Here is a 22798-nt window from a genome sequence, read left to right as displayed (position 1 = left end):
CCGCGTCTACATGCTTACGTCGACAAGCGCATTACACCTGTGCGCCCGCGTTCGGATCGTTCGGGTCGTGCCGCTCGCGCCGTTCCTTGATGAGGTCCTCGCGCTTCACGCCGAGCCACATGGCGAGCGCGGCCGCCACGAACACGGACGAGTAGATGCCGAACAGAATGCCCACCGTGAGGGCCAGCGCGAAGTAGTGCAGCGTGGGGCCGCCGAAGAGGAACATCGAGAGCACCATCATCTGCGTACAGCCGTGCGTGATGATGGTCCGCGACATGGTGCTCGTGATCGCGTGGTTGATGACTTCGATCACGCTCATCTTGCGCTCGCGCCGGAACGTCTCGCGAATCCGGTCGAAGATAACGACCGATTCGTTCACCGAGTAGCCCAGCACGGCGAGCACCGCGGCCAGCACGGAGAGCGAGAACTCCCACTGGAAGAACGCGAAGAAGCCGAGAATGATCACGACGTCGTGCAGGTTCGCGATGATGCCCGCCACGGCGTACTTCCACTCGAAGCGGAACGACAGGTAGATCACGATGCCGGCCACCACGCAGGCGAGGGCGAGCAGGCCGTCGGTGGCCAGTTCCTTACCGACCTGCGGACCCACGAATTCCACGCGCTGCAACTGCACCTGCGCGTTTTGCCCCTTGAGTGCCGACATCACCTGGTCGCTCTGCTGCGCCGACGAAAGCCCCTGCTTGACCGGCAGACGGATCAGCACGTCGCGCGAGGTGCCGAAGTTCTGCACCTGCGCGTCGCTATAGCCGATCTTCTCGAGCGTGCCGCGCACCGGCTCCAGGTCCACGGCCTGCGGATACTGGACCTCGATCACGGTACCGCCCGTGAACTCGATCGAGAGGTGCAGGCCGCGATGCAGCAGGAAGAACACGGCGGCAATGAAGGTCACGAGCGAGATCGCGTTGAAGAGCAACGCGCGCTGCATGAACGGAATGTCTTTACGGATGCGGAAAAATTCCATGGTCTTCTCCGGGCCTTAGCGGGACGAGCCCGGTTTGCCTGAGTTCGGGCCGGAGCTGCCCGGACCCGAACGGCGCCGCACCACCGGCTTGCCGGTGCGCGCCTGCGCCTTCTGGCGGTTCGCCGCGCTTGCTGCGCCCGATGCGCCCGATGCGGCGCGTGCCGTGCTGGTGGCAGCTTCGCTCTCCTCGCTGCCGTCGCTACCGTCGGTCAAGGACGGCATGGGCGGTGCGAAGGCTGCACCGGCCGCGCCGGCACCTGCACCTTCCGGACGCCACACCTGGCCGATGGCGAGCGACTTGAGCTTCTTCTTGCCGCCGTACCAGAGGTTCACGAGGCCGCGCGAGAAGAACACCGCGGAGAACATCGACGTGAGAATGCCGATGCAGTGCACGACCGCGAAGCCGCGCACCGGGCCGGAGCCGAACGCGAGCAGCGCGAGACCTGCAATCAGCGTCGTCACGTTCGAGTCGAGAATCGTGGCCCATGCATGCTGGTAACCGTTCTGGATGGCGAGTTGCGGCGGCGCGCCGTTGCGCAGTTCTTCGCGCACGCGCTCATTGATCAGCACGTTCGCGTCGATGGCCATACCGAGTGCGAGCGCAATAGCGGCGATGCCGGGCAGCGTGAGCGTGGCCTGCAACATCGATAGCACGGCCACCAGCAACAGCAGGTTCACCGAGAGCGCGATCACCGAAATGGCGCCGAACAGCATGTAGTAGACGACCATGAACGCAGCGATGGCCGCGAAGCCGTAGACCACCGAGTCGAAGCCCTTCTTGATGTTGTCCGCGCCGAGGCTCGGGCCCACCGTGCGTTCTTCGATGATGTCCATGGGCGCCGCGAGCGAGCCGGCGCGCAGGAGCAGCGCGAGGTCGGTGGCGGCCTGCGGCGTGGGCTGGCCCGTAATCTGGAAGCGGTCGCCCAGTTCGGACTGGATCGTCGCCACCGTGAGCACTTCGCCCTTGCCCTTCTCGAACAGCACCATGGCCATCGGCTTGCCGATGTTGTCGCGCGAGACGCTGGCCACCGCGCGGCCGCCCGCCGAGTCGAGACGGATATTGACCGAGGGACGCTGATGCTCGTCGAAGCCCGCCGAGGCGTCGATGATGCGGTCGCCCGTGAAGATCACCTGCTTTCTCAGCAGCACCGGTGCCTGGTTGCCCTGCGTGAAGAGTTCGTCGCCGGGCGGCACGGGCGCGTTCGGATCCGGATGCAGGCCGAGCGGGTCGGCAAGGCGCGCTTCGAGCGTTGCCGTGCGGCCGATGATGTCCTTCGCCTTTGCCGTGTCCTGCACGCCGGGCAGTTCGACCACGATGCGGTCGGCGCCTTGCTGCTGGATCACCGGCTCCGCCACGCCCAGTTCGTTGACGCGGTTGTGCAGCGTGGTGATGTTCTGCTTGATGGCCGCGTCCTGCACGGTCTTCTGGACCGCGGGCGTGAACGTGCCCACCACCTGGAAGCCGCCGCTTGCCGCGGGCTGCACGGCCCACTGCAGTTCGGAGCCGTTGCGCGAGAGCAGCGTGCGGGCCTGTTCGGCGACGTTCTGGTCCGCGAAGCTGACCACGACCGACTGGTCGACGCGATTCACGCCGCCGTCGCGGATGTTGTTGTCGCGCAGCAGCGTGCGTGCGTCGGAGGCGTCGGAATCGAGCTTCTTGTTCAGCGCGCCCGCCATGTCGACCTGCAGCAGGAAGTGCACGCCGCCGCGCAGGTCGAGGCCGAGGTACATGGGCAGCGCGTGCAGCGCCGTGAGCCAGCGCGGCGAGGCGCTTTGCAGGTTCAGCGCGACGATGTACTGCGGGTCGTTGGGGTCGGCGTTGAGCGACTTCTGCAACAGGTCCTTCAGGCGCAGCTGCGTGTCGGTGTCGCGCACGCGCACACGGATGTTGGCGTTGTTCGCGGAGTTGTCGAACGTGACGTCGTCAGCCTGGATGTGGCTCGCGGCGAGCGCGGCTTCCACCTGCGAGAGCGTGCCGGAATCGAGCTTGACCGTAGCCTTGCCGCTCGACACCTGCACCGCGGGCGCCTCGCCGAAGAAATTGGGCAACGTGTACACGAGGCCGATGACGAGCGCCACCAGCATCGCGACATATTTCCAGAGGGGGTAACGGTTCATGGGATGGCCCAACGGGATGGGTTGCCTGATCGGGAAGGTCCGGCGCGGGAAGGTCCGGCGTTGCCGGGCCTCGTGGCCGGCCGGCGGCAGCGTGTCTCACGACGAAGCCGCGCCGGACGCCGGAATGCGCTGCGACAGGCTTACAGCGACTTGATGGTGCCCTTGGGCAGAATGGTGGAGACCGACGACTTCTGCACGGTGATTTCCGTGCCGTCTGCCACTTCCACGCCGACGTAGGCTTCGCCCACCTTGGTGATCTTGCCGACGATACCGCCGCTCGTGACGACTTCGTCGCCCTTGGCCATGGCGGCGAGCATGTTGCGATGCTCCTTCTGACGCTTCATCTGCGGGCGGATCATGATGAAGTACAGCACCGCGAACATCAGGATCAGCGGCAGAAAGCTCATCAGGCTCGATTCTGCGCCGCCTGCTGCTGCGCCTTGTGCGAAAGCACTCGAAATGAACGACACGTTGGTCTCTCCAGGTTTATTACGGTCCAAAAAACCGAGCCGGTCATTCTACCACCGGCCTGTGGCGCGACGGCCTCGGTGACTGGCCTGGCAATCAGGCCGCTTGCGGCGCTCCCGGGCATGCCGGCAGGCATGCTTCGGGGCGCCTCCCGTCTGTCGCGAAAGCAGATTGTAATGTGCGTTTGCGCATGGCCTGCGTAGAAATCGGGCGGCGTCGTCCAGCCGACTATCCCGCCGCCGCCTCTTCCACGCCGCGCGCGCGGTTCTCGTGGAACGTCTTGCGGAACGCCTCGAAGGTGTGGGTCTCGATCGCTTCGCGAATCTCACCCATCAATTCCAGGTAGTAGTGCAGGTTGTGGATGGTATTCAACTGCGCGCCCAGAATCTCGCCCACGCGATGCAGGTGGTGCAGGTAGCCGCGCGTGAAGTTGCGGCACGTGTAGCAGCCGCAGTGCTCGTCGAGCGGACGCAGCGAATTGCGGTGCGTGGCGTTGCGGATCTTGATGTCGCCGAAGCGCGTGAAGAGCCAGCCGTTGCGCGCATTGCGCGTGGGCATCACGCAGTCGAACATGTCGACGCCGGCCGCCACGCCTGCCACGAGGTCTTCGGGCGTGCCCACGCCCATCAGGTAGTGCGGCTTGTGGGCGGGCAGCTTCGGCGCGATGTGGTTCAGCACGCGCATCATGTCTTCCTTCGGTTCGCCCACCGACAGGCCGCCGATCGCGAAGCCGTGAAAGTCCATCTCCGAAAGCCCGGCAAGCGACTCGTCGCGCAGGTCTTCGTACATGCCGCCCTGCACGATGCCGAAGAGCGCGTTGGGGTTGCCGAGGCTGCGGAATTCGTCGAGGGAGCGCTTCGCCCAGCGCATCGACATGCGCATCGATTCTGCTGCGTCGTCGTGCGAAGTCGGCATGCCGTCGGTGGCGTAGGGCGTGCATTCGTCGAACTGCATGACGATGTCCGAGTTCAGCACCTTCTGGATCTGCATCGACACTTCGGGCGACAGGAACAGCTTGTCGCCGTTCACGGGCGAGGCGAACGCGACGCCCGCTTCGGTGATCTTGCGCAGGTCGCCGAGCGAGAAGACCTGGAAGCCGCCCGAGTCCGTGAGGATGGGCCGCTTCCAGCCCATGAAGCCGTGCAGGCCGCCGTGCGCCGCGATGGTGTCGAGGCCGGGGCGCAGCCACAGGTGAAACGTGTTGCCGAGAATGATCTGCGCGTGAATTTCCTCCAGCTCGCGCGGCTGGATCGCCTTCACCGTGCCGTAGGTGCCCACGGGCATGAAGATCGGCGTCTCGATCACGCCGTGGTTCAGCGTGAGGCGGCCGCGCCGGGCGAGGCCGTCGGTCGCGAGCAGCTCGAAGGCAAGGCCGTTCGGCGGCGGGGTATGGCTAGGGTCGGATGGACCTGCGGTCATCGGTAACTCCTGTGCCACCGGAAGACAGTCCGGCGCATGTGGTGAACGACCGCCGCAGGGAGCGCGGCGGCGAAGAAACAGTGTCGAGGCGGCGCGGCTGTCGCGCCGTTACGGGGTGTGAGCCGTTATGGGTTGTGAGCCTTATGGGTCGAGCGTTTACGGCGCAGTGGCACCTGCGTCTGCGGCGCGCGTGAGCAGCATCGCGTCGCCGTAGCTGAAGAAGCGGTAGCGCTCGCGAATGGCGTGGCGATACGCGGCGCGAATCGTTTCGATGCCCGCGAACGCGGACACCAGCATCAGCAGCGTCGACTTCGGCAAGTGGAAGTTCGTGACGAGCCGGTCCACCACGCGAAAGCGATAGCCCGGCGTGATGAAGATGTCCGTTTCCGCCGACGTCGCGGCGAGCATCCTGCCTGCCGCTTCGGCGTCGCGTGCGGCGGCTTCGAGCGCGCGCATCGACGTCGTGCCCACCGCGATCACGCGGTTGCCACGCGCTTTCGTCGCCGCGATGCGATCCACGAGCGTCTGCGGCAGTTGATACCACTCGCTGTGCATCTTGTGTTCGGCGATGTTGTCCACGCGCACCGGCTGGAAGGTGCCGGCGCCCACGTGCAGCGTGAGCGTGGCGCGCGCGACGCCGCGCTCGTCGAGCCTTGCGAGCAGCGGCGCGTCGAAGTGCAGGCCCGCGGTGGGCGCTGCCACCGCGCCCGGGTTTTGCGCGAACACGGTCTGGTAGCGTGTTTCGTCGGTGGCGTCGGCATCGTGCTCGATGTAGGGCGGCAGCGGCAGGCGGCCGTAGCGCTCGATCAGCGTGAGGCAGTCGTCCGGAAAATGCAGCGTGTAGAAGGGCTCGACGCGCTCGCCCACCGTGACCTCGAACGCGTCGGCGAGGCGCAGCGTCGTGCCCGGTGCGGGGCTCTTGCTTGCACGGATCTGCGCGAGCGCGGTACGCTCGCCGGTCAGCCTTTCGACCAGCACCTCGATGCGGCCGCCGCTGGCCTTCTGGCCGAGGAACCGCGCCTTCAGCACTTTGGTATCGTTGAACACGAGCAGATCGCCGGGCTGGATGCAGTCGGGCAGCTCGGAAAAACGGCGGTCGACGAGGCGCGGCTCGAGCGGATTGGCCTGGTCGGCCTGGTTATGGACTTCAAGCAGGCGGCTTGCGCTGCGCTCGGGCAGCGCGGTTTGCGCGATGAGTTCGGGCGGCAGCTCGAAGTCGAAATCGGAAAGCTTGAACATGCGAAAGACGATGGAACGGGGCGCGCCGCCCGCCAGCGGCAAGCGGCTATGATGGCGGGGCGGTGCTGCGGCCCCGATAACCGTGGTGGATCGGCCGCCCGCGCGTTTTTTGCGTAAAGCCGACATTGTACTTGCGAAGCGACTCATGCCTTTTCCCTCCCGCCCGTCGAACCCCGCAGAATCTCGCAGCCAGCGCAGTCAGGACGCGCACGCGCTGGATTCGGACGCGGCGGGCGAGGCACGCGACGTGCCGGCAAGCGGGGCGAATGGCGGTGAGAGCGGCAATGAGGCTGATGGCCACAGCGACCGTAGCGATCATGGCGACCATGGCGACCGCGCTGGCCGGACGCCGGCAACGCGGCGCAACGGCAAGGCTGCCGCGAAATCCGCTACGTCGAAACGCCGGGCTGCGAAGGCAGCCGAGGCTGCGGATGAAAACGCTGAGGAAGAATCGGACGGCGCGGGCGCTTCCAAAACCGCCGCGCCAAAATCCGCCGCCGCCAAAACGGCCGACAAGCTCGCGCGGCTCGGCCTTCATCGCGATATCGATCTCGTGCTGCATCTGCCGATGCGCTACGAAGACGAAACCACGCTCACGCCGATCGGCGAACTGCTGCCCGGCGGTGTCGCGCAAACCGAAGGCGTGGTGTTCGACAACGAGATCGCCTACCGGCCGCGCCGCCAATTGCTCGTGAAGCTGCGTGACGACGCCGGCGCCGAACTCGTGCTGCGCTTCCTGAATTTCTACGGCTCGCAGGTCACACAGATGGCGATCGGCAAGCGTCTGCGGGTTCGCGGCGACGTGCGGGGCGGTTTCTTCGGCATGGAGATGGTGCATCCGGCCGTGCGCGTGGTCGATGCCGATACGCCTTTGCCGCAGGCGCTCACGCCCGTTTATCCGAGCACCGCGGGCGTCACGCAGGCGTATCTGCGCAAGGCCATCGACAACGCGCTCGCGCGCACGGCGCTGCCCGAACTGTTGCCCGAGGCGATTGCGCGGCGCTATTTCGGGCCGCTCGGCCTGCCGCCGCTGATGGACGCCGTGCGCACGCTTCACCATCCCGCCGTGGACGCTGACGAGACCGAGCTGATCGACGGCACGCATCCCGCGTGGTCGCGCATCAAGTTCGAGGAACTGCTCGCGCAGCAGCTTTCGCTCAAGCGCGCCCACGAGGAGCGCCGTACGCGTGCGGCGCCGGCCATGCCGCGGCGCGGCGCGGACGACGCCACATCGCTCGTCACGCGGCTGATGCAGACGCTGCCGTTCAAGCTGACGGGCGCGCAGCAACGCGTCGTCGGCGAAATTGCGCAGGACCTGACGCTGCCGCATCCCATGCAGCGCCTGTTGCAGGGCGACGTGGGCAGCGGCAAGACCGTCGTGGCGGCGCTCGCTGCCGCGCAGGCCATCGACGCCGGCTATCAGGCCGCGATGATGGCGCCCACCGAAATACTCGCCGAGCAGCACGCGCGCAAGCTGCGCGACTGGCTCGAACCGCTCGGCGTGAGCGTGGCCTGGCTTGCCGGCAGTCTGAAGGCCAAAGAGAAGCGCGCGGCGCTGGAAGCGGCGGCGCTCGGCACTGCGCGGCTCGTCATCGGCACGCACGCCATCATCCAGGACACGGTGGAGTTCGCGCGCCTCGGGCTCGTGATCGTCGACGAGCAGCACCGGTTCGGCGTCGCGCAGCGGCTCGCGTTGCGCGCCAAAGCGGCGCAGGCCGCGGATGGCGCGCGCGACTTCCAGCCGCACCAGCTCATGATGTCGGCCACGCCGATTCCGCGCACGCTCGCCATGACCTACTACGCGGACCTCGACGTCTCCACCATCGACGAACTACCGCCCGGACGCACGCCGATCCTCACGAAGCTCGTCTCCGATGGGCGCCGCGAGGAAGTGATCGCCCGCGTGCGCGAGGCCGCGCTGACGGGTCGGCAGGTGTACTGGGTCTGCCCGCTGATCGAGGAAAGCGAGACGCTGCAATTGCAGACCGCGGTGGAAACGTTCGAAACGCTGGTGGCCGCGCTGCCGGAGCTGAGAGTGGGCCTCGTGCATGGCCGCCTGGCTCCGGCGGACAAGGCCGCCGTGATGGACGCGTTTTCGCGCAACGAGGTGCAACTGCTCGTCGCAACGACCGTGATCGAAGTGGGCGTGGACGTGCCGAACGCGTCCCTGATGGTGATCGAGCACGCGGAGCGCTTTGGTCTTGCCCAGTTGCATCAATTGCGCGGCCGGGTGGGGCGGGGCAGCACGGCGTCGGTGTGCGTGCTCCTTTACAGCGGGCCGCTTTCGCAGTCCGGCCGCGCGCGGCTGCAGACCATGCGCGAAACCACGGACGGCTTCGAGATCGCCCGTCGCGACCTGGAGATTCGCGGTCCGGGCGAGTTTCTCGGCGCGCGGCAGTCCGGCGCAGCGATGCTGCGCTTTGCCAGCCTCGAAAACGACGGCTGGCTCATCGAGCCGGCGCGCGAGGCCGCTGAACAACTGCTGCACGAGTACTCGCACGTGGTGACGCAGCATCTGACGCGCTGGCTCGGCGCGCGCGAGCAATATCTGAAGGCGTAAGGCTGGCGGCGAGGGCTGAAAGGGCGAAGGGGCGACGGGTTCAAAGGCGGAAAGGGCGATCCTCGTCCAGCCTCATTCAGGTTGAATATTGGCGAATTGGCCCCATAGGTGTATAACTGAAACCTATCGAATCTTTCGCCTGATTGGTCCCCGAATGACCCTGACCGAACTGAAATACATCGTCGCCGTGGCTCGCGAACGGCATTTCGGCCGCGCCGCCGAAGCCTGCTTCGTCAGCCAGCCGACGCTTTCTGTTGCTATCAAGAAGCTCGAAGACGAATTGAACGTGCAGATCTTCGAGCGCGGCACGAGCGAAGTCAGCGTGACGCCCATCGGCGAGCAGATCGTCACGCAGGCGCAGCGCGTGCTCGAACAGACGCTCGCCATCAAGGAAATCGCGAAGCAGGGCAAGGATCCGCTCGTCGGACCGCTGCGCCTCGGCGTGATCTACACCATCGGGCCCTATCTGTTGCCCACGCTCGTGAAGCAGATGATCAAGCGCGTTCCGCAGATGCCGCTGATGCTCCAGGAGAACTACACGCTCAAGCTGATCGAGCTGCTGAAGCAGGGCGAAATCGACGTTGCCATCATGGCGCTGCCGTTTCCCGAAACCGGTCTCATGCTGCGCCCGCTCTACGACGAGCCGTTCGTCGTGGCGCTGCCGTCGGGCCACGCCTGGGAAAAACGCCCGAAGATCGATCCGGGCGACCTCAAGCAGGAAACGATGCTGCTGCTGGGCAGCGGCCATTGCTTCCGCGACCACGTGCTGGGCGTGTGTCCGGAGCTGATGCGCTTCTCGCAGAATGCCGACGGCATCCAGAAGACCTTCGAAGGCTCGTCGCTGGAGACCATCCGGCACATGGTGGCGAGCGGCGTGGGCATTACGGTGCTGCCGCGCATGTCGGTGCACGAAGTGAAGCCGCACGCGGGCGGCGTCGATTCGGGGCTGCTTTCTTATGTGCCGTTCGACGAACCGGTTCCAGATCGCCGCGTCGTGCTGGCCTGGCGCAAGAGCTTTACACGCATGCCGGCCATCGACGCCATTTGCGACGCCGTCGCCGCGTGCGATCTGCCTGGCGTGAGGAAGCTCGACATTCCGGCAGCGGCCGCCTGAGGTTTCGGGCTGGTGGTGTCGACGGCGCCCCGGCCCCGATTTCTTCCATGGCGCAAGGCCGCCCTTTAGCCCTGTTTAGTCCAGGGCTATTGAATAAATAAAATCAATCAAATACGCTGAATCGATAGCGTTGTTATAGTTTCCTCCATGGATCAACCGATCCACACCCAACCCGGAGGAAGCCATGTCCCAGCCCGTTCAGCCGTCCATTGCCAACTCCGCCGCGCAGGCCTCGTCGCTGCGCGCATCGCATTCCGCCGTCGCCATCGCGCCGCAGCGCGTTTTCGCTTCTGAGTCGTCCATGCGCGAACTGCGCACGGTCGCGTTCTCGCTGCTCGTGGATCGCGCGCTGTCGGCCTAGATCGGCCTGAACAAGAGGCTAAGACGCTGTCTTTTCCGCCTTCCTCTTCGCACCGTTTCTCCCATTCCAGTATCACCACCAAGGAGTCCAGGATGTCCGAACGCAGGTCGTGATGCTGCGGACGTGTGGCTCATCGAAAAACTCGCACACTTCGACCGCGAAGTGATTCCCGAGCGCCGCGTGCACGCAAAGGGTTCCGGCGCGTTCGGCACGCTCAAGGTCACGCACGACATCTCGCGCTATACGAAGGCCAAAGTGTTTAGCGAAGTCGGCAAGGAAACACCGCTTTTCATGCGCTTTTCGACGGTCGCGGGCGAGCGCGGCGCCGCCGACGCCGAACGCGACGTGCGCGGCTTCTCGATCAAGTTCTACACGGAAGAGGGCAACTGGGACGTCGTCGGCAACAACACGCCGGTGTTCTTCATTCGCGATCCGCTCAAGTTCCCGGATTTCATCCACACGCAAAGCGCGATCCGCGCACGAACCTGCGCAGCAACGTCGCCGCGTGGGACTTCTGGTCGCGTCACCCGGAGTCGCTGCATCAGGTCACGATCGTCATGAGCGATCGCGGCATTCCGAAGAACTACCGGCAGCAGCATGGCTTCGGCTCGCACACGTTCTCGTTCATCAACGCGAACAACGAGCGCTTCTACGTGAAGTTCCATCGCGCAGGCGAAACACGGCGGCGCGGTGGTCGCAGCGCGCGCAGCCGAATCAGCTTCGGGATTCGGTGATGCAGCCGATGCGGCGCACAGGGGCGCCGACCGTTGACACGCAGCGAGTCCCAATCGGAGAACCGCGGACGTGGAGCAGGCCGCGTTCACGCCGGCCAACGTGGTGCCGGGCATCGGCTTCTCGCCGGATCGTCTGCTGCAGGGGCGGCTGTTCTCGTACGGCGACACGCAGCGCTACCGGCTGGGCGTGAACCACCACCAGATTCCGGTGAATGCGCCGAAGTGTCCGTTCCACCACGCGTTCCACCGCGACGGCGCGATGCGCACCGACGGCAACCTGGGCGGCACGGTGAACTACGAACCGAACCGCTTCGGCGACTTCACGCAGGACCACAACGCGGCAGAGCCGCCGCTTGCGGGCGGCACCGTGGACCACTACGACCATCGTGAAGACGGCGACTACTACAGCCAGCCGGGCGCGCTGTTTCGTCTGTTCGACGCGGCTCAGCGTGAGCGTCTGTTCGCGAACATCGCAGCGGCCATCGACGGTGTGCCGAAGGAAATCGTGGAACGGCAGATCGAGCATTTCCGCCGTGCCGATGCGGCGTATGCCGAAGGCGTGATTGCGGCAATGGCTGCGCGGGCAGAAGCCGCGAAGTAAAAGCCTGGCAATCGAGGCGTGTTGCGGACGGTGCGTGTTTCCGCCGTCCGCGCAGATCGAGATGCGAGGCGAAGCAGGCGAAACACCGGGCGAGGCGCTTCAGCGCCTCGTTCGTTCTTGAAGTTGGAAAGGAGAAGGATCATGAATTCGAACCCAATCGCCCAGCGAGCCCATTCCGGCGCGGCAGTCGCATCCGCCTTTCATGCGGGCGGCGACATGCTGATGCGCAAGGCACTGGGTTTCGCGATCGTGAGTAGCGGGTTTGCAGTGTTGGTCGTGCAAGGCGTGCAGCACGTACTGCGCGGCTAGGTCCGTGTCACGCGCGATGCGCGGTTCTTGACCCGCATGCCTGCGCGTGTGCCACCGTGCGCAAGCGGATCGCTATTCCAAGCTAAACTGTCGCCTGCTCGAAGGTCCATGCATGGCGTCTGTCTCATGGGCCAGCGACGGTTCGAATCACTCTTCCAAGGAGTCATCATGGCCAAAAAGGGATCCGTGCAGCAAGTCAACATCGGCATCAACGACAAGGACCGCAAGAAGATCGCGCAAGGCTTGTCGCGTCTGCTTGCCGACACGTACACGCTGTACCTGAAGACCCACAACTTTCACTGGAACGTGACGGGACCGATGTTCAACACGCTCCATCTGATGTTCGAAACGCAATACACGGAGCTCGCGCTCGCGGTGGACGCGATCGCCGAGCGCATTCGCGCGCTGGGCGAGCCGGCGCCGGGCAGCTATCGCGACTTTGCGAAGCTCTCGTCGATTCCGGAAGCGGACGGCGTGCCCGCCGCCGAGGAAATGATTCGCCAGCTGGTGCAAGGGCAGGAAGCCGTGGTGCGTACCGCCCGCGAAATCTTCCCGGCCACGGAAGCTGCCAACGACGAGCCCACCGCCGACCTGCTCACGCAGCGCATGCAGACGCACGAAAAGACTGCATGGATGCTGCGCGCAATGATCTCGTGATGTCCCGCGCGCGAACACGCGCCCTGCAGTAACGCGCGTGACGGCAGAGCCCGCTTGCCGGGCCTGCCCGCGCGGCCTGACCTACAATAGCGGGATCGTTTTCACCGGCACGTCCCATGTTCGCCCGACTCCCGCTGTATCTGCGCCTCGTCCGCATGGACAAGCCGATCGGCAGCCTGCTGCTGCTCTGGCCCACGCTCAACGCGCTCTGGATCGCGTCCAACGGACACCCGCCGCTCCAGTTGCTCGCCATCTTCGTCGTCGGCACCGTGCTCATGCGCTCGGCGGGCTGTGCCATCAACGACTACGCGGACCGCGATTTCGACCGCTACGTGAAGCGCACTGCCGAACGGCCCATCACATCGGGCAAGATCAAGGCGTGGGAAGCCGTGGCACTCGCGGTAGGGCTCTCGCTCATCGCGTTCCTTTTGATCCTGCCGCTCAATGCGTTGACGAAGGAGCTTTCCGTCGTGGCGCTCTTCGTGGCCGGCTCGTATCCGTTCACCAAGCGTTTCTTCGCGATTCCCCAGGCCTATCTCGGCATTGCGTTCGGTTTCGGCATTCCAATGGCGTTCGCGGCACTTCAGGACCACGTGCCCGTACTCGCGTGGGTGATGCTCGCGGCGAACGTGTTCTGGTCGGTGGCGTACGACACGGAGTACGCGATGGTGGATCGCGACGACGACATCAAGATCGGTATCCGCACGTCGGCGCTGACCTTCGGCCGCTTCGACGTGCTTGCCATCATGCTGTGCTATGCCGCGACGCTGGGCATCTATGTCGGCATCGGCGTCGTGCTGGGCTTCGGGCTGCTGTACTGGCTCGGCTGGGCGGCGGCGGCGGGTTGCGCCGTCTATCACTACACGCTGATCCGTAACCGCGAGCGTATGCCGTGCTTCGCGGCGTTCCGGCACAACAACTGGCTGGGCGGCGCACTCTTTGCAGGCATCGCCGCGCATTACGCGGCGGCTTCGTTCTAGTTTCTTCTGCTGCCCTCGGGCGCCGGCTTCGGGCTTACTGCTTGCCGAACGCCTCGCCCATTTCCTTTGCCCGTGCGTCGGCGGCCAGTGCGCCGCGGACGATCGCTTCCTTCACGCCCGACGCGTCGAACGAGGCCAGCGCCGCCGCGGTGGTGCCGCCCTTCGACGTCACGCGCTCGCGCAGCACGGCCGGCGGCTCGTCGGACTGCGCCGCAAGCTGCGCCGCGCCCGCGAATGTCGCGATGGCGAGCGCGCGTCCCTGCTGCTCATCCATACCCAACTGGCGTGCGGCTTCTTCGAGCGCCTCGATGAAATAGAACACGTAGGCAGGGCCGCTGCCGGAGATTGCCGTGACGGCGTCGATCTTCGTTTCGTCGTCGAACCAGACGGTTTGGCCCACGGCGCCCAGCACCTGCGAGGCGAGCGCGCGGCCCGCTTCGTCCACCCCCGAGGTCGCCACGAGACCGGCCGCGCCCATGCCGATCAGCGCGGGCGTGTTCGGCATCGTGCGTACGATGCGCGCGTGGCCGCCCAGCCAGCGCGAGAGGTCCGCGGCGCGGATGCCGGCCATGATGCTGATGACGACCTGCGTCGGCGCGAGGTGCGGTGCGAGCGCCGTTGCCACGTCCTTCGCGACCTGCGGTTTCACGGCGAGCACCACGGCGTCGTAGGCGGCGAGCGCCGTGTCGGCGGCGGCGCCGGTGCGGATGCCGAATTGCTGCTCGCTGCGCGCGCGGGCGTCGGCATTCGGATCGATTGCGTAGAGGTCGCCGGGCGCCACGCCGCGGCGGATCATGCCGCCGATGAGTGCAGCGGCCATGTTGCCGCCGCCGATGAAGGCAATCTTCATGATGGTGATGAAAAGAGGTGAGAACGGGTGAGTCAGTGGGCGTATTGGCGCGCGCCGAAAATCGCGGTGCCGATGCGCACGATGGTGGCGCCTTCGAGCACGGCCGCTTCGAGGTCGGCGGACATGCCCATGGAAAGCGTATCCAGCGCGAGGCCGTCGGCGCGCAGCGAGTCGAAGAGCTCGCGCAGCATGCGGTGCGGCGCGCGTTGTGCCTCGAGGGTTTCGGCCGGCTCCGGGATCGACATCAGCCCGCGCAGACGCAGCTTCGGCAGCGCGGCGATTTCATGCGCGACGGCGGCCGCTTCGGCGGGGGCCACGCCGCTCTTCGACGCCTCGCCGCTCACGTTCACCTGGAGCAGGACGTTGAGCGGCGGCAGCGCGTCGGGCCGCTGCTCGGCGAGCCGCTGCGCAATCTTGAGGCGGTCCACGGAGTGCACCCAGTCGAAGTGTTCGGCGACGGGGCGCGTCTTGTTCGATTGCAGCGGTCCGATGAAATGCCATTCGATGGATGCGCGCAGGTCGGCGAGCGCTTCGATCTTCGCGATGGCTTCCTGCACGTAGTTCTCGCCGAACGCGCGCTGACCCGCGGCGTGGGCGGCGCGTACGTCGTCGGCGGGGAAGGTCTTGGAGACGGCGAGCAGCGCGACCGATTGCGGGTCGCGGCCGGCCGCGTGCGCCGCGCGCTCGATGCGCGCGTGGACGTCGGCGAGGTTATGGGCAATATCTGACATGACGCGCGGGCATGAAGCTGGACGGGGACGGCAGAGCGGACACCTGGCGAGCCATCTGGCGAATCCGTAGGCAAACCGGCAGGCAGGCGCGGTGCCGCGAGCAGGCGCCCATTATACGGAGCCTGGATTGGCGAGCATATGCTCGACCAGCTCGATCCAGTGCGCGACAGGCAGGGACGTACCGCTTTGCAGATGCGCGATGCAGCCGATGTTGGCCGACACGATCATCTGCGGCTCTACGGCGTGCAGGCGCTCCAGCTTCTGGTTGCGTAGCGCGTACGAGAGCTTTGGCTGCAGCAGCGAGTACGTGCCCGCCGAACCGCAGCAGGTGTGGCTGTCGGCGGGGAGTCGCACGTCGATGCCGAGCGCGGTGAGCAGGCGCTCGACGTCGCCCCTCAACTGCTGGCCATGCTGAAGCGTGCACGGCGGGTGGTATGCCACCGTATGCACGCTGCGCCGGCGCGCTGCTGCCGCCAGCTGCTCCTCGAACTGGGGCAGGATTTCCGAGATGTCGCGCGTGAGGTCGGCCACGCGGCGCGCCTTCTCCGCATACGCGGGGTCGTCGCGCAGCAGGTGCGCGTATTCCTTGACCGTTGCGCCGCACCCCGACGCGTTCATCACGATCGCCTCGACGCCCTGCTCGACATGAGGCCACCAGGCGTCGATGTTGTGACGGGCGTCGTCGAGGGCTTCGTCGTTGTAGCCGAGGTGCAGGCGGATCGCGCCGCAGCAGCCGGCGTCCGGCGCGACCACGGTTTCGATGCCGAGCGCGTCGAGCACACGCGCCGTGGCGGTGTTGACGTTCGGCATCATCGAAGGCTGCACGCAGCCGGCCAGCATCAGCATCTTGCGCGGATGCTTCGCGGTGGGCCACGCGAGCGCACGCTGGCGCGCGGGCACCTTGTCGCGCAGCTTCTTCGGCAGCAGCGCGCGCACGTGCTGGCCGAGCCGCATGGCGGGCGTGAAGACGGCGCTGTTGGGCAGGAAGCTCGCAAGGAAGCGGCGCAGCGCGCGCTGGCCCGCGGGCCGCGGCACCTTCTCTTCGGCGAGCTTACGGCCTATCTCCACGAGCCGGCCGTACTGCACGCCGGAAGGGCAGGTCGTTTCGCAGTTGCGGCAGGTGAGGCACCGGTCGAGGTGCGTCTGCGTGCTGCGCGAGACTTGCGACCCTTCCACCATCTGCTTGATGAGATAGATGCGTCCGCGCGGACCGTCCAGCTCGTCGCCGAGCAACTGATAGGTGGGGCAGGTCGCGGTGCAGAAGCCGCAATGCACGCACTTGCGCAGAATGGCGTCGGCCTCGTTGCCGTCGGCGGTGTTGCGAATGAAGTCCGCGAGGTTGGTTTGCATCGCGTTGCTCAGAAATCGGGGTAGAGCCGGTTGCGGTTGAAGATGCGCGCCGGGTCGAACGCGGCTTTCAGCCCGCGGTGGATCTTCATCACCGGCGCCGGCAGCGGCGTGAACACGCCCGCGCTGCGGTCGTAGCCGTGGCCGGTTCGAAAGAGGGTGGCGTGGCCGCCGGCCTGTTTCGCGCTCATGCGTACCGTCTGGGCGTCGGTGTCGGTGATCCACCAGCGTTGCGCGCCGCCCCATTCCATCAATTGAGCGCCCGGCAGTTGCAGCGGCTCGGCAATGGAGGGCAGCGCGAGGCGCCACAGCGCCGACTTCGGCGCGATGCCGGTGAAGAACGGATCGGTCTGCTCGCGCAGGCCTGCCCAGAAACGTTCGGCCTCCACAGCATCCACCACTTCGCCGCCGAGCGTGGCGCGCGCCGTCTTGACGGCGGCCTCGGCGCCCGCGAGGCGCACCACCAGCGTGTCGTTGCGCCACGCGCTGCCCGTGATGGGCAGCGGGCGGCCGCCCCACTCGTTGAGCTTGCGCACCGCGTCGGTGCCGTTCATGTCGAAGCGAAGCGTCGCTTCGGCTTTGGGCAGCGGCAGCACCTTGACGGACAGTTCGAGCATCAGACCCAGGGTGCCGAGCGAGCCGGCGAGCAGACGCGAGACGTCATAACCCGCGACGTTTTTCACCACCTGGCCGCCGAAATGCAGCACCTGCCCCTGGCCATTCATGATGACGGCGCCGAGCACGAAGTCGCGTGGCGCGCCCGTGTATGGACGGCGCGGCCCGGCAAGTCCGGCGGCGATGCAGCCGCCCAGCGTGGCCTGCGCGCCGAAGTGAGGTGGCTCGAATGCCAGCATCTGGTCGCGTTCCGCGAGCGTGGCTTCGATCTCGACGAGCGGCGTGCCGGCGCGCGCCGTGATGACGAGCTCGGGCGGATCGTAGGAGACGATGCCGCGGTGCGCGCGCGTATCGAGGATCTCGCCTTCCAGCGCCTGGCCGTACCAGTCCTTGGTGCCGCCGCCGCGGATGCGTAGCGCGCGTCCCTGGGCGCTTGCCGAGCGGATGCGCTCGGACCAGTCCGCGACGATGTCGTCCTCTTCCATGGCGTTTTGTTCGTTGTAGGTCGTTCGATTGTACCGACTGGGTTTGCCCCCGCAACCGGAACGACCCTAAGCCCGGCCCCCGATCCATCACGCCGCAGGCAATTGCAAAAAACCGCGGCTCAAAAGCCTGCGGCTCAGAACCGCGGCAGATCCGGATGCGGCAGCAGCCCGCCGCGCACGTGCAGCTTGCCGTACTCGGCGCAGCGCGCCCGCGTCGGGATGCCCTTGTCGGGATTGAGCAGTCCCGGCGGATCGAAGGCGCGCTTCACTGCGTGGAACGTGTCGCGCTCTTCGGGCGAAAATTGCACGCACATCGAATTGATCTTCTCGATGCCCACGCCGTGCTCGCCCGTTACCGTGCCACCCAGTTCGACACAGGTTTCGAGGATGTCCGACCCGAAGGCCTCGGCGCGGTGCCACTCGTCGAGGTCGTTGCCGTTGAAAAGAATCAGCGGGTGCATGTTGCCGTCGCCCGCGTGGAACACGTTGATGCAGCGCAGCCGGTACTGCTCTTCCAGCGTCTTGATGCGCATGAGCAGCGGCCCGATGCTGCGCCGTGGCACGGTGCCGTCCATGCAGTAGTAGTCCGGCGAAATGCGGCCCGCGGCCGGGAATGCGTTCTTGCGGCCCGACCAGAAGCGCAGCCGCTCGGCTTCGGTGCGCGAAATCTGGATGCGCGTGGCGCCATGCTCGCGCAGCACGGCCGTCATGCGCACCACTTCTTCGGCCACTTCTTCGGGGGTGCCGTCCGATTCGCACAGCAGGATGGCCTCGGCGTCGAGGTCGTAGCCCGCGCCGACGAATTCCTCCACGGCACGCGTGGCGGGGTTGTCCATCATTTCGAGCCCGGCCGGAATGATGCCCGCCGCGATGATGCCGGCCACGGCGTCACCGCCTTTCACGACGTCGTCGAAGCTCGCCATGATGACCTGCGCTGTTTGCGGCTTCGGAATGAGCTTTACCGTGACCTCGGTGACGATGGCGAACATGCCTTCGCTGCCGATCAGCACGGCGAGCAGGTCGAGGCCCGGCGCGTCCGGCGCGAGCGAGCCGAATTCCACGATGTCGCCGTCCATCGTCACCGCGCGCACGCGCAGCACGTTGTGGACCGTGAGGCCGTACTTGAGGCAGTGCACGCCGCCCGAATTCTCCGAGACGTTCCCGCCGATCGTGCAGGCGATCTGCGACGACGGGTCCGGCGCGTAATAGAGGCCGAACGGCGCCGCCGCTTCGGACACCGCCAGGTTGCGCACGCCGGGCTGCACGGTGGCCGTGCGCGCGTACGGGTCCACCTCGACGATTTTGCGAAAGCGCGCGAGCGAGAGCACGACGCCGTGGCGGATCGGCATGGCGCCGCCCGAGAGACCCGTGCCCGCGCCGCGCGGCACGATGGGCACGTCGAGGCGCCGGCAGATCTGCACGATGCGCTGCACCTGCGATTCGGTCTCGGGCAGCGCGACTGCGAGCGGCAGGCGCCGGTATGCCGAGAGCCCGTCGCATTCGTACGCGACCGTGTCTTCCTCGCGGTAGAGCAGGCAGTGCGTCGGCAGCACGGCCATCAGCGCCTGCACGACTTCGCGCTGGCGTTGTGCGAGCGCGTCCGCTGTCAGTTCGCCCGGTGCGTTCATGAGGTCTCCCGCGTCGAGGGTGTCGGGTTTGTCGGGTTGTCGGGGCGTCGCCGCGCTGTCATGCCGACCAGGAAAAAATCTTCCCGGGGTTCATCAGATTGCGCGGATCGAGCGCGTGCTTGATGGCGCGCATCGTGTCGACCGTGTCGGCACCGTGCTCGTCCAGCAGAAAGCCCATCTTGTGCAGGCCCACGCCGTGCTCGCCGGTGCAGGTGCCGTCCATGCGCAGCGCGCGTTCGACGATGCGCCGATTGAGGCGCTCGGCTTCCTCGAGTTCCTCGGGCTTGTCGGGATCGATCAGGATGGCGACGTGAAAGTTACCGTCGCCGACGTGGCCCACGATCGGGCAGGGCAGCGGCGAGGCGCCAAGGTCGGCCTCGGTCTCGGCCACGCACTCGGCGAGGCGCGAGATCGGCACGCAGACGTCCGTTGTCACGGCGCGGCAGCCGGGCTTCAGTTGCAGCATCGCGAAGTAGGCGTTGTGGCGCGCGTTCCAGAGCCGGCTGCGGTCTTCGGGACGCGTGGCCCATTCGAAGCCTTCGCCGCCGTTTTGCGCGGCGATTTCCTGAACCGTCTCGGCCTGTTCCTTGACGCCGCTTTCGGTGCCGTGGAACTCGAAAAACAGCGTGGGCGCCTCGCGCAGCGTGAGGTTCGAATGGCGGTTGATCGAACGGATAGCAAGTGAATCGACGAATTCGACGCGCGCGACGGGCACGCCCATCTGGATGGTCTCGATGACGGCGCGCACCGCGTCGCCCATCGACGCGAACGTGCACACCGCAGCGGACACCGCTTCGGGCTGCGGATAGAGCCGCAGCGTGATCTGCGTGATGACGCCGAGCGTGCCTTCCGAGCCCACCAGGAGGCGCGTGAGATCGTAGCCGGCAGACGACTTGCGCGCGCGCGAGCCGGTCTTGATGACGCGGCCGTCGGCCAGCACCGCCGTGAGGCCGAGCACGTTCTCGCGCATCGTGCCGTAGCGTACGGCGTTGGTGCCCGAGGCGCGCGTCGCGCACATGCCGCCGATACTCGCGTCCGCGCCCGGATCGATGGGGAAGAACAGGCCCGCGTCGCGCAGCGCCTCGTTGAGCTGCTTGCGCGAGATGCCGGGCTCCACGGTGACGGTGAGGTCTTCGGCGTTGATCGAGAGCACGCGGTTCATCTCGGAGAGATCGATCGACACGCCGCCCTGCACCGCGAGCAGATGACCTTCGAGCGACGAGCCGTTGCCGTACGGAATGACGGGCACGTCGTACTGGCCGCACAGCCGCACGATGGTCTGAACCTCTTCGGTGCTGCGCGCGAACACTACGGCGTCGGGCAGTTGGGGATCGAACGGCGATTCGTCGCGACCGTGATGAGCGCGTACGGCTTCGGCTGTCGACACGCGTTGGCCAAAGGCGCTCTGGAGCGCGGCAAAAAGACCAGCGGGGAAGGGACGACGGGCAGGATGCAGGGAGGTGGGCGGCGCGATTTGATTCACGCGTGTCTCCTGATAACGATTGAGTGGTTCTGCTTTTGCTTCATTTTACGCCGATCGACCCTGCGCCCGCCGCCCGGGCTTCCCCGCGCCTGGCCGGCACGGAGAGGGGCCACGGGCGAACCTATAATGTCGCGCACCGCATTGGCCAATGCATCGATCGACAAAGGGGAGGACATCATGGGCAACCGCCTCAGCAAAATCGCAACGCGCACCGGCGACGACGGCACCACGGGTCTGGGCGACGGCAGCCGCGTGCGCAAGGACGATGCGCGGATCGCGGCGATCGGCGATGTGGACGAACTGAACTCGCAGATTGGCGTGCTGCTCTGCGAAGCGCTGCCCGACGACGTGCGCGACGCGCTGACGGTCATCCAGCACGATCTGTTCGACCTGGGCGGCGAACTGTGCGTGCCGGGCCACACGATGATGACCGACACGCACCTCGCGCAGCTCGACGATTGGCTCGCGGCATACAACGCGACGCTCGAACCGCTCAAGGAGTTCATCCTGCCGGGCGGATCGCGGGCGGCGGCGCTGGCCCACGTATGTCGCACGGTGTGCCGGCGTGCCGAGCGCTCCATCGTGGCGCTGGGCGCTCAGTCCCACTCCGCCGGCATGGAAGGGGCGAAGACCGGCGAGCCGGATAAGGGGCGCGATTCGGCGCTCAACGATGTCCCGCGCCGCTACGTGAACCGCCTTTCCGACCTGCTGTTCGTGCTCGCGCGCGTGCTCAATCGCGCCGACGGTGGCAATGACGTGCTGTGGCGCCATGACCGCAGTGCAAAAAAACATCGCTGATGTTGGATTCGCGTCACGTTTCAGGCTTTTTGCGCTGCGACAAAATGTCCTCGTTTTTGTTCGTGCTAAAAAATGTATCGTGTCAGCATCTTTTGAGGAGAGACACGCTATGACAGCGCTTACCGCTGAACAGATGGCCCGCGTGAAGGCTACGGCCCCCGTTCTTGCCGAGCATGGCACCACGATCACGAAGCATTTCTACAAGCGCATGTTCGCGCACCACCCGGAGCTGAAGAACGTCTTCAACCAGACGCACCAGCAAAGCGGCAGCCAGCCCGAAACGCTGGCACGCGCGGTCTATGCCTACGCCGCGAACATCGACAATCTCGGCGCGCTCGGTTCTGCGGTGTCGCGCATCGCCCACAAGCACGCGAGCCTCAACATTCGTCCCGAACACTACCCTGTCGTGGGGCGGCATCTGCTTGGCGCGATCGTCGACGTGCTGGGCGACGCGGTGGATCAGGACACGCTCACGGCGTGGAAGGTGGCCTACGGTCAACTGGCGGACATTTTGATCGGCGCGGAAGCGAAGCTGTATGAAGGCGCGGCGTGGAGCGGTTTCCGTCCGTTCGTGGTGGCGCGCAAGGAAGTGGAAAGCGACGAGATCACGTCGTTCTATCTGACGCCGCCCGATGGCGCGGACGCGTGCCGCTTCCAGCCGGGCCAGTATGTGAGCGTGATGCGTTTCGTGGACCGGCTCGGCGTTGACCAGCCGCGTCAGTACAGTCTTTCGGACGCCCCGCATGGCCGCTGGCTGCGCATTTCCGTGAAGCGCGAGGCCGCACGCGATGACGTGCCGCCGGGCCACGTGTCGAACCTGCTGCACGACGGCGTGGAAGAGGGCACCGTGGTGCATGTGAGCGCGCCGATGGGCGACTTCACGCTCAACCGTTCGGCCGATACGCCGGTCGTGCTCGTGAGCGGCGGCGTGGGCATTACGCCGATGACGTCGATGCTCTCCACCTTGCTGGCCGATGGCAGCCAGCGCCCTGTGGCGTTCGTGCATGCGTGTCGCAATGGCCGCGTGCATGCGTTCAAGACCTGGCTGAACGGTGTGGCTGCGTCGAACGCAAACGTGTCGCGCACTGTGTTCTACGAAGCGGTGGATGCGGCTGACCGCGAGGGCGTCGATTACGACTTCGAAGGCCGGCTCGACTTCAAGCGCATTGCCGACAAGGCTCTGCTGCCGAATGCCGACTACTACATCTGTGGTCCGCTGCCGTTCATGCGCGAGCAGCGCGACGCGCTTGTGGCGCTGGGTGTGGACGCTTCGCGCATCCATACCGAAGTGTTCGGCTCTGGCGCGCTCGAATAAGCGT

General features: G+C 66.2%; 19 protein-coding genes and 1 pseudogene. 9 read left to right on the top strand and 11 right to left on the bottom strand.

From position 1 onward, the window contains the following. Nucleotides 1-31: 31 nt before the first annotated feature. From secF to queA, 5 genes are all read right to left on the bottom strand, one after another. Nucleotides 32-982: a protein translocase subunit SecF gene (gene secF, locus PXJ20_RS09225; RefSeq protein ID WP_017776981.1), complete on the bottom strand. Its 951-nt coding sequence runs from the start codon at nt 980-982 to the stop codon at nt 32-34. Between the two features lie 15 nt (nt 983-997). After that, complete coding sequence (secD, locus tag PXJ20_RS09220; RefSeq protein ID WP_421029829.1) at nt 998-3100, bottom strand: protein translocase subunit SecD; 2103 nt, start codon at nt 3098-3100, stop codon at nt 998-1000. Between the two features lie 140 nt (nt 3101-3240). Beyond that, nucleotides 3241-3570: a preprotein translocase subunit YajC gene (gene yajC, locus PXJ20_RS09215; RefSeq protein ID WP_114813382.1), complete on the bottom strand. Its 330-nt coding sequence runs from the start codon at nt 3568-3570 to the stop codon at nt 3241-3243. Between the two features lie 226 nt (nt 3571-3796). After that, complete coding sequence (gene tgt, locus PXJ20_RS09210) at nt 3797-4987, bottom strand: tRNA guanosine(34) transglycosylase Tgt (RefSeq protein WP_421029828.1); 1191 nt, start codon at nt 4985-4987, stop codon at nt 3797-3799. A 156-nt stretch (nt 4988-5143) separates the two neighbouring features. Further along, a complete protein-coding gene (gene queA, locus PXJ20_RS09205; RefSeq protein WP_421029827.1) occupies nt 5144-6226 on the bottom strand; it encodes a tRNA preQ1(34) S-adenosylmethionine ribosyltransferase-isomerase QueA in 1083 nt (360 codons plus the stop codon). A gap of 145 nt (nt 6227-6371) precedes the next feature. On the opposite strand from queA, the gene recG reads away from it, so the two are divergent. The 7 genes and pseudogenes from recG to ubiA all read left to right on the top strand — a co-directional run bounded on the left by recG (nt 6372) and on the right by ubiA (nt 13542). Beyond that, complete coding sequence (gene recG / locus PXJ20_RS09200; RefSeq protein ID WP_421029826.1) at nt 6372-8786, top strand: ATP-dependent DNA helicase RecG; 2415 nt, start codon at nt 6372-6374, stop codon at nt 8784-8786. A gap of 154 nt (nt 8787-8940) precedes the next feature. Beyond that, nucleotides 8941-9900, top strand: a complete 960-nt coding sequence (locus PXJ20_RS09195) for a LysR substrate-binding domain-containing protein (RefSeq protein WP_017776975.1) — start codon at nt 8941-8943, stop codon at nt 9898-9900. Nucleotides 9901-10084: 184 nt separating this feature from the next. After that, complete coding sequence (locus PXJ20_RS09190) at nt 10085-10261, top strand: hypothetical protein (protein WP_017776974.1); 177 nt, start codon at nt 10085-10087, stop codon at nt 10259-10261. Nucleotides 10262-10324: 63 nt separating this feature from the next. Continuing rightward, nucleotides 10325-11596, top strand: a pseudogene (locus PXJ20_RS09185) (catalase). Nucleotides 11597-11737: 141 nt separating this feature from the next. Then, on the top strand, nt 11738-11905 hold the full coding sequence (locus PXJ20_RS09180) for a hypothetical protein (RefSeq protein WP_156125922.1): 168 nt from the start codon (nt 11738-11740) through the stop codon (nt 11903-11905). A 168-nt stretch (nt 11906-12073) separates the two neighbouring features. Next, a complete protein-coding gene (locus PXJ20_RS09175; protein WP_017776971.1) occupies nt 12074-12562 on the top strand; it encodes a Dps family protein in 489 nt (162 codons plus the stop codon). A gap of 116 nt (nt 12563-12678) precedes the next feature. Then, entirely contained in the window at nt 12679-13542 is an 864-nt protein-coding gene (gene ubiA / locus PXJ20_RS09170; RefSeq protein WP_017776970.1) for a 4-hydroxybenzoate octaprenyltransferase, read from the top strand. Between the two features lie 34 nt (nt 13543-13576). On the opposite strand, the gene proC is transcribed toward ubiA, so the two are convergent. From proC to PXJ20_RS09140, 6 genes are all read right to left on the bottom strand, one after another. Then, complete coding sequence (gene proC / locus PXJ20_RS09165; protein WP_413212483.1) at nt 13577-14392, bottom strand: pyrroline-5-carboxylate reductase; 816 nt, start codon at nt 14390-14392, stop codon at nt 13577-13579. Between the two features lie 32 nt (nt 14393-14424). Beyond that, a complete protein-coding gene (locus PXJ20_RS09160; RefSeq protein ID WP_199540201.1) occupies nt 14425-15123 on the bottom strand; it encodes a YggS family pyridoxal phosphate-dependent enzyme in 699 nt (232 codons plus the stop codon). A 111-nt stretch (nt 15124-15234) separates the two neighbouring features. After that, a complete protein-coding gene (glcF, locus tag PXJ20_RS09155; RefSeq protein WP_421029824.1) occupies nt 15235-16473 on the bottom strand; it encodes a glycolate oxidase subunit GlcF in 1239 nt (412 codons plus the stop codon). An 8-nt stretch (nt 16474-16481) separates the two neighbouring features. Continuing rightward, nucleotides 16482-17570, bottom strand: a complete 1089-nt coding sequence (glcE, locus tag PXJ20_RS09150) for a glycolate oxidase subunit GlcE (RefSeq protein WP_017776966.1) — start codon at nt 17568-17570, stop codon at nt 16482-16484. Nucleotides 17571-17704: 134 nt separating this feature from the next. Continuing rightward, nucleotides 17705-19198, bottom strand: a complete 1494-nt coding sequence (locus tag PXJ20_RS09145; protein WP_199540203.1) for an FAD-linked oxidase C-terminal domain-containing protein — start codon at nt 19196-19198, stop codon at nt 17705-17707. A 58-nt stretch (nt 19199-19256) separates the two neighbouring features. Then, nucleotides 19257-20681: an FAD-binding oxidoreductase gene (locus PXJ20_RS09140; RefSeq protein WP_421029823.1), complete on the bottom strand. Its 1425-nt coding sequence runs from the start codon at nt 20679-20681 to the stop codon at nt 19257-19259. Between the two features lie 177 nt (nt 20682-20858). On the opposite strand from PXJ20_RS09140, the gene PXJ20_RS09135 reads away from it, so the two are divergent. Continuing rightward, nucleotides 20859-21479, top strand: coding sequence for a cob(I)yrinic acid a,c-diamide adenosyltransferase (locus tag PXJ20_RS09135; protein WP_017776963.1), 621 nt, complete (start codon nt 20859-20861; stop codon nt 21477-21479). After that, nucleotides 21433-22794 (top strand): NO-inducible flavohemoprotein, encoded by a 1362-nt coding sequence (hmpA, locus tag PXJ20_RS09130; RefSeq protein WP_338049070.1) that lies wholly within the window; start codon nt 21433-21435, stop codon nt 22792-22794. The genes PXJ20_RS09135 and hmpA overlap by 47 nt, the downstream gene beginning before the upstream one ends. The last annotated feature ends 4 nt before the right edge of the window (nt 22795-22798 follow it).

It is taken from the genome of Paraburkholderia sp. A1RI_3L (assembly GCF_048957895.1).
In the GTDB taxonomy this organism is placed as follows: Bacteria; Pseudomonadota; Gammaproteobacteria; order Burkholderiales; family Burkholderiaceae; genus Paraburkholderia; species Paraburkholderia kururiensis.
This window is presented reverse-complemented; position numbering and strand designations above follow the sequence as displayed.

Coding starts and splice junctions, on each gene's coding strand:
- PXJ20_RS09145 (WP_199540203.1), bottom strand. CDS start 19,198: ATGAACGCACCGGGCGAACTGACAGCGGACGCGCTCGCACAACGCCAG.
- queA (WP_421029827.1), bottom strand. CDS start 6,226: ATGTTCAAGCTTTCCGATTTCGACTTCGAGCTGCCGCCCGAACTCATC.
- secF (WP_017776981.1), bottom strand. CDS start 982: ATGGAATTTTTCCGCATCCGTAAAGACATTCCGTTCATGCAGCGCGCG.
- PXJ20_RS09135 (WP_017776963.1), top strand. CDS start 20,859: ATGGGCAACCGCCTCAGCAAAATCGCAACGCGCACCGGCGACGACGGC.
- tgt (WP_421029828.1), bottom strand. CDS start 4,987: ATGACCGCAGGTCCATCCGACCCTAGCCATACCCCGCCGCCGAACGGC.
- glcE (WP_017776966.1), bottom strand. CDS start 17,570: ATGGAAGAGGACGACATCGTCGCGGACTGGTCCGAGCGCATCCGCTCG.
- recG (WP_421029826.1), top strand. CDS start 6,372: ATGCCTTTTCCCTCCCGCCCGTCGAACCCCGCAGAATCTCGCAGCCAG.
- PXJ20_RS09195 (WP_017776975.1), top strand. CDS start 8,941: ATGACCCTGACCGAACTGAAATACATCGTCGCCGTGGCTCGCGAACGG.
- PXJ20_RS09175 (WP_017776971.1), top strand. CDS start 12,074: ATGGCCAAAAAGGGATCCGTGCAGCAAGTCAACATCGGCATCAACGAC.
- hmpA (WP_338049070.1), top strand. CDS start 21,433: ATGACGTGCTGTGGCGCCATGACCGCAGTGCAAAAAAACATCGCTGAT.
- glcF (WP_421029824.1), bottom strand. CDS start 16,473: ATGCAAACCAACCTCGCGGACTTCATTCGCAACACCGCCGACGGCAAC.
- PXJ20_RS09160 (WP_199540201.1), bottom strand. CDS start 15,123: ATGTCAGATATTGCCCATAACCTCGCCGACGTCCACGCGCGCATCGAG.
- ubiA (WP_017776970.1), top strand. CDS start 12,679: ATGTTCGCCCGACTCCCGCTGTATCTGCGCCTCGTCCGCATGGACAAG.
- secD (WP_421029829.1), bottom strand. CDS start 3,100: ATGAACCGTTACCCCCTCTGGAAATATGTCGCGATGCTGGTGGCGCTC.
- proC (WP_413212483.1), bottom strand. CDS start 14,392: ATGAAGATTGCCTTCATCGGCGGCGGCAACATGGCCGCTGCACTCATC.
- PXJ20_RS09180 (WP_156125922.1), top strand. CDS start 11,738: ATGAATTCGAACCCAATCGCCCAGCGAGCCCATTCCGGCGCGGCAGTC.
- PXJ20_RS09190 (WP_017776974.1), top strand. CDS start 10,085: ATGTCCCAGCCCGTTCAGCCGTCCATTGCCAACTCCGCCGCGCAGGCC.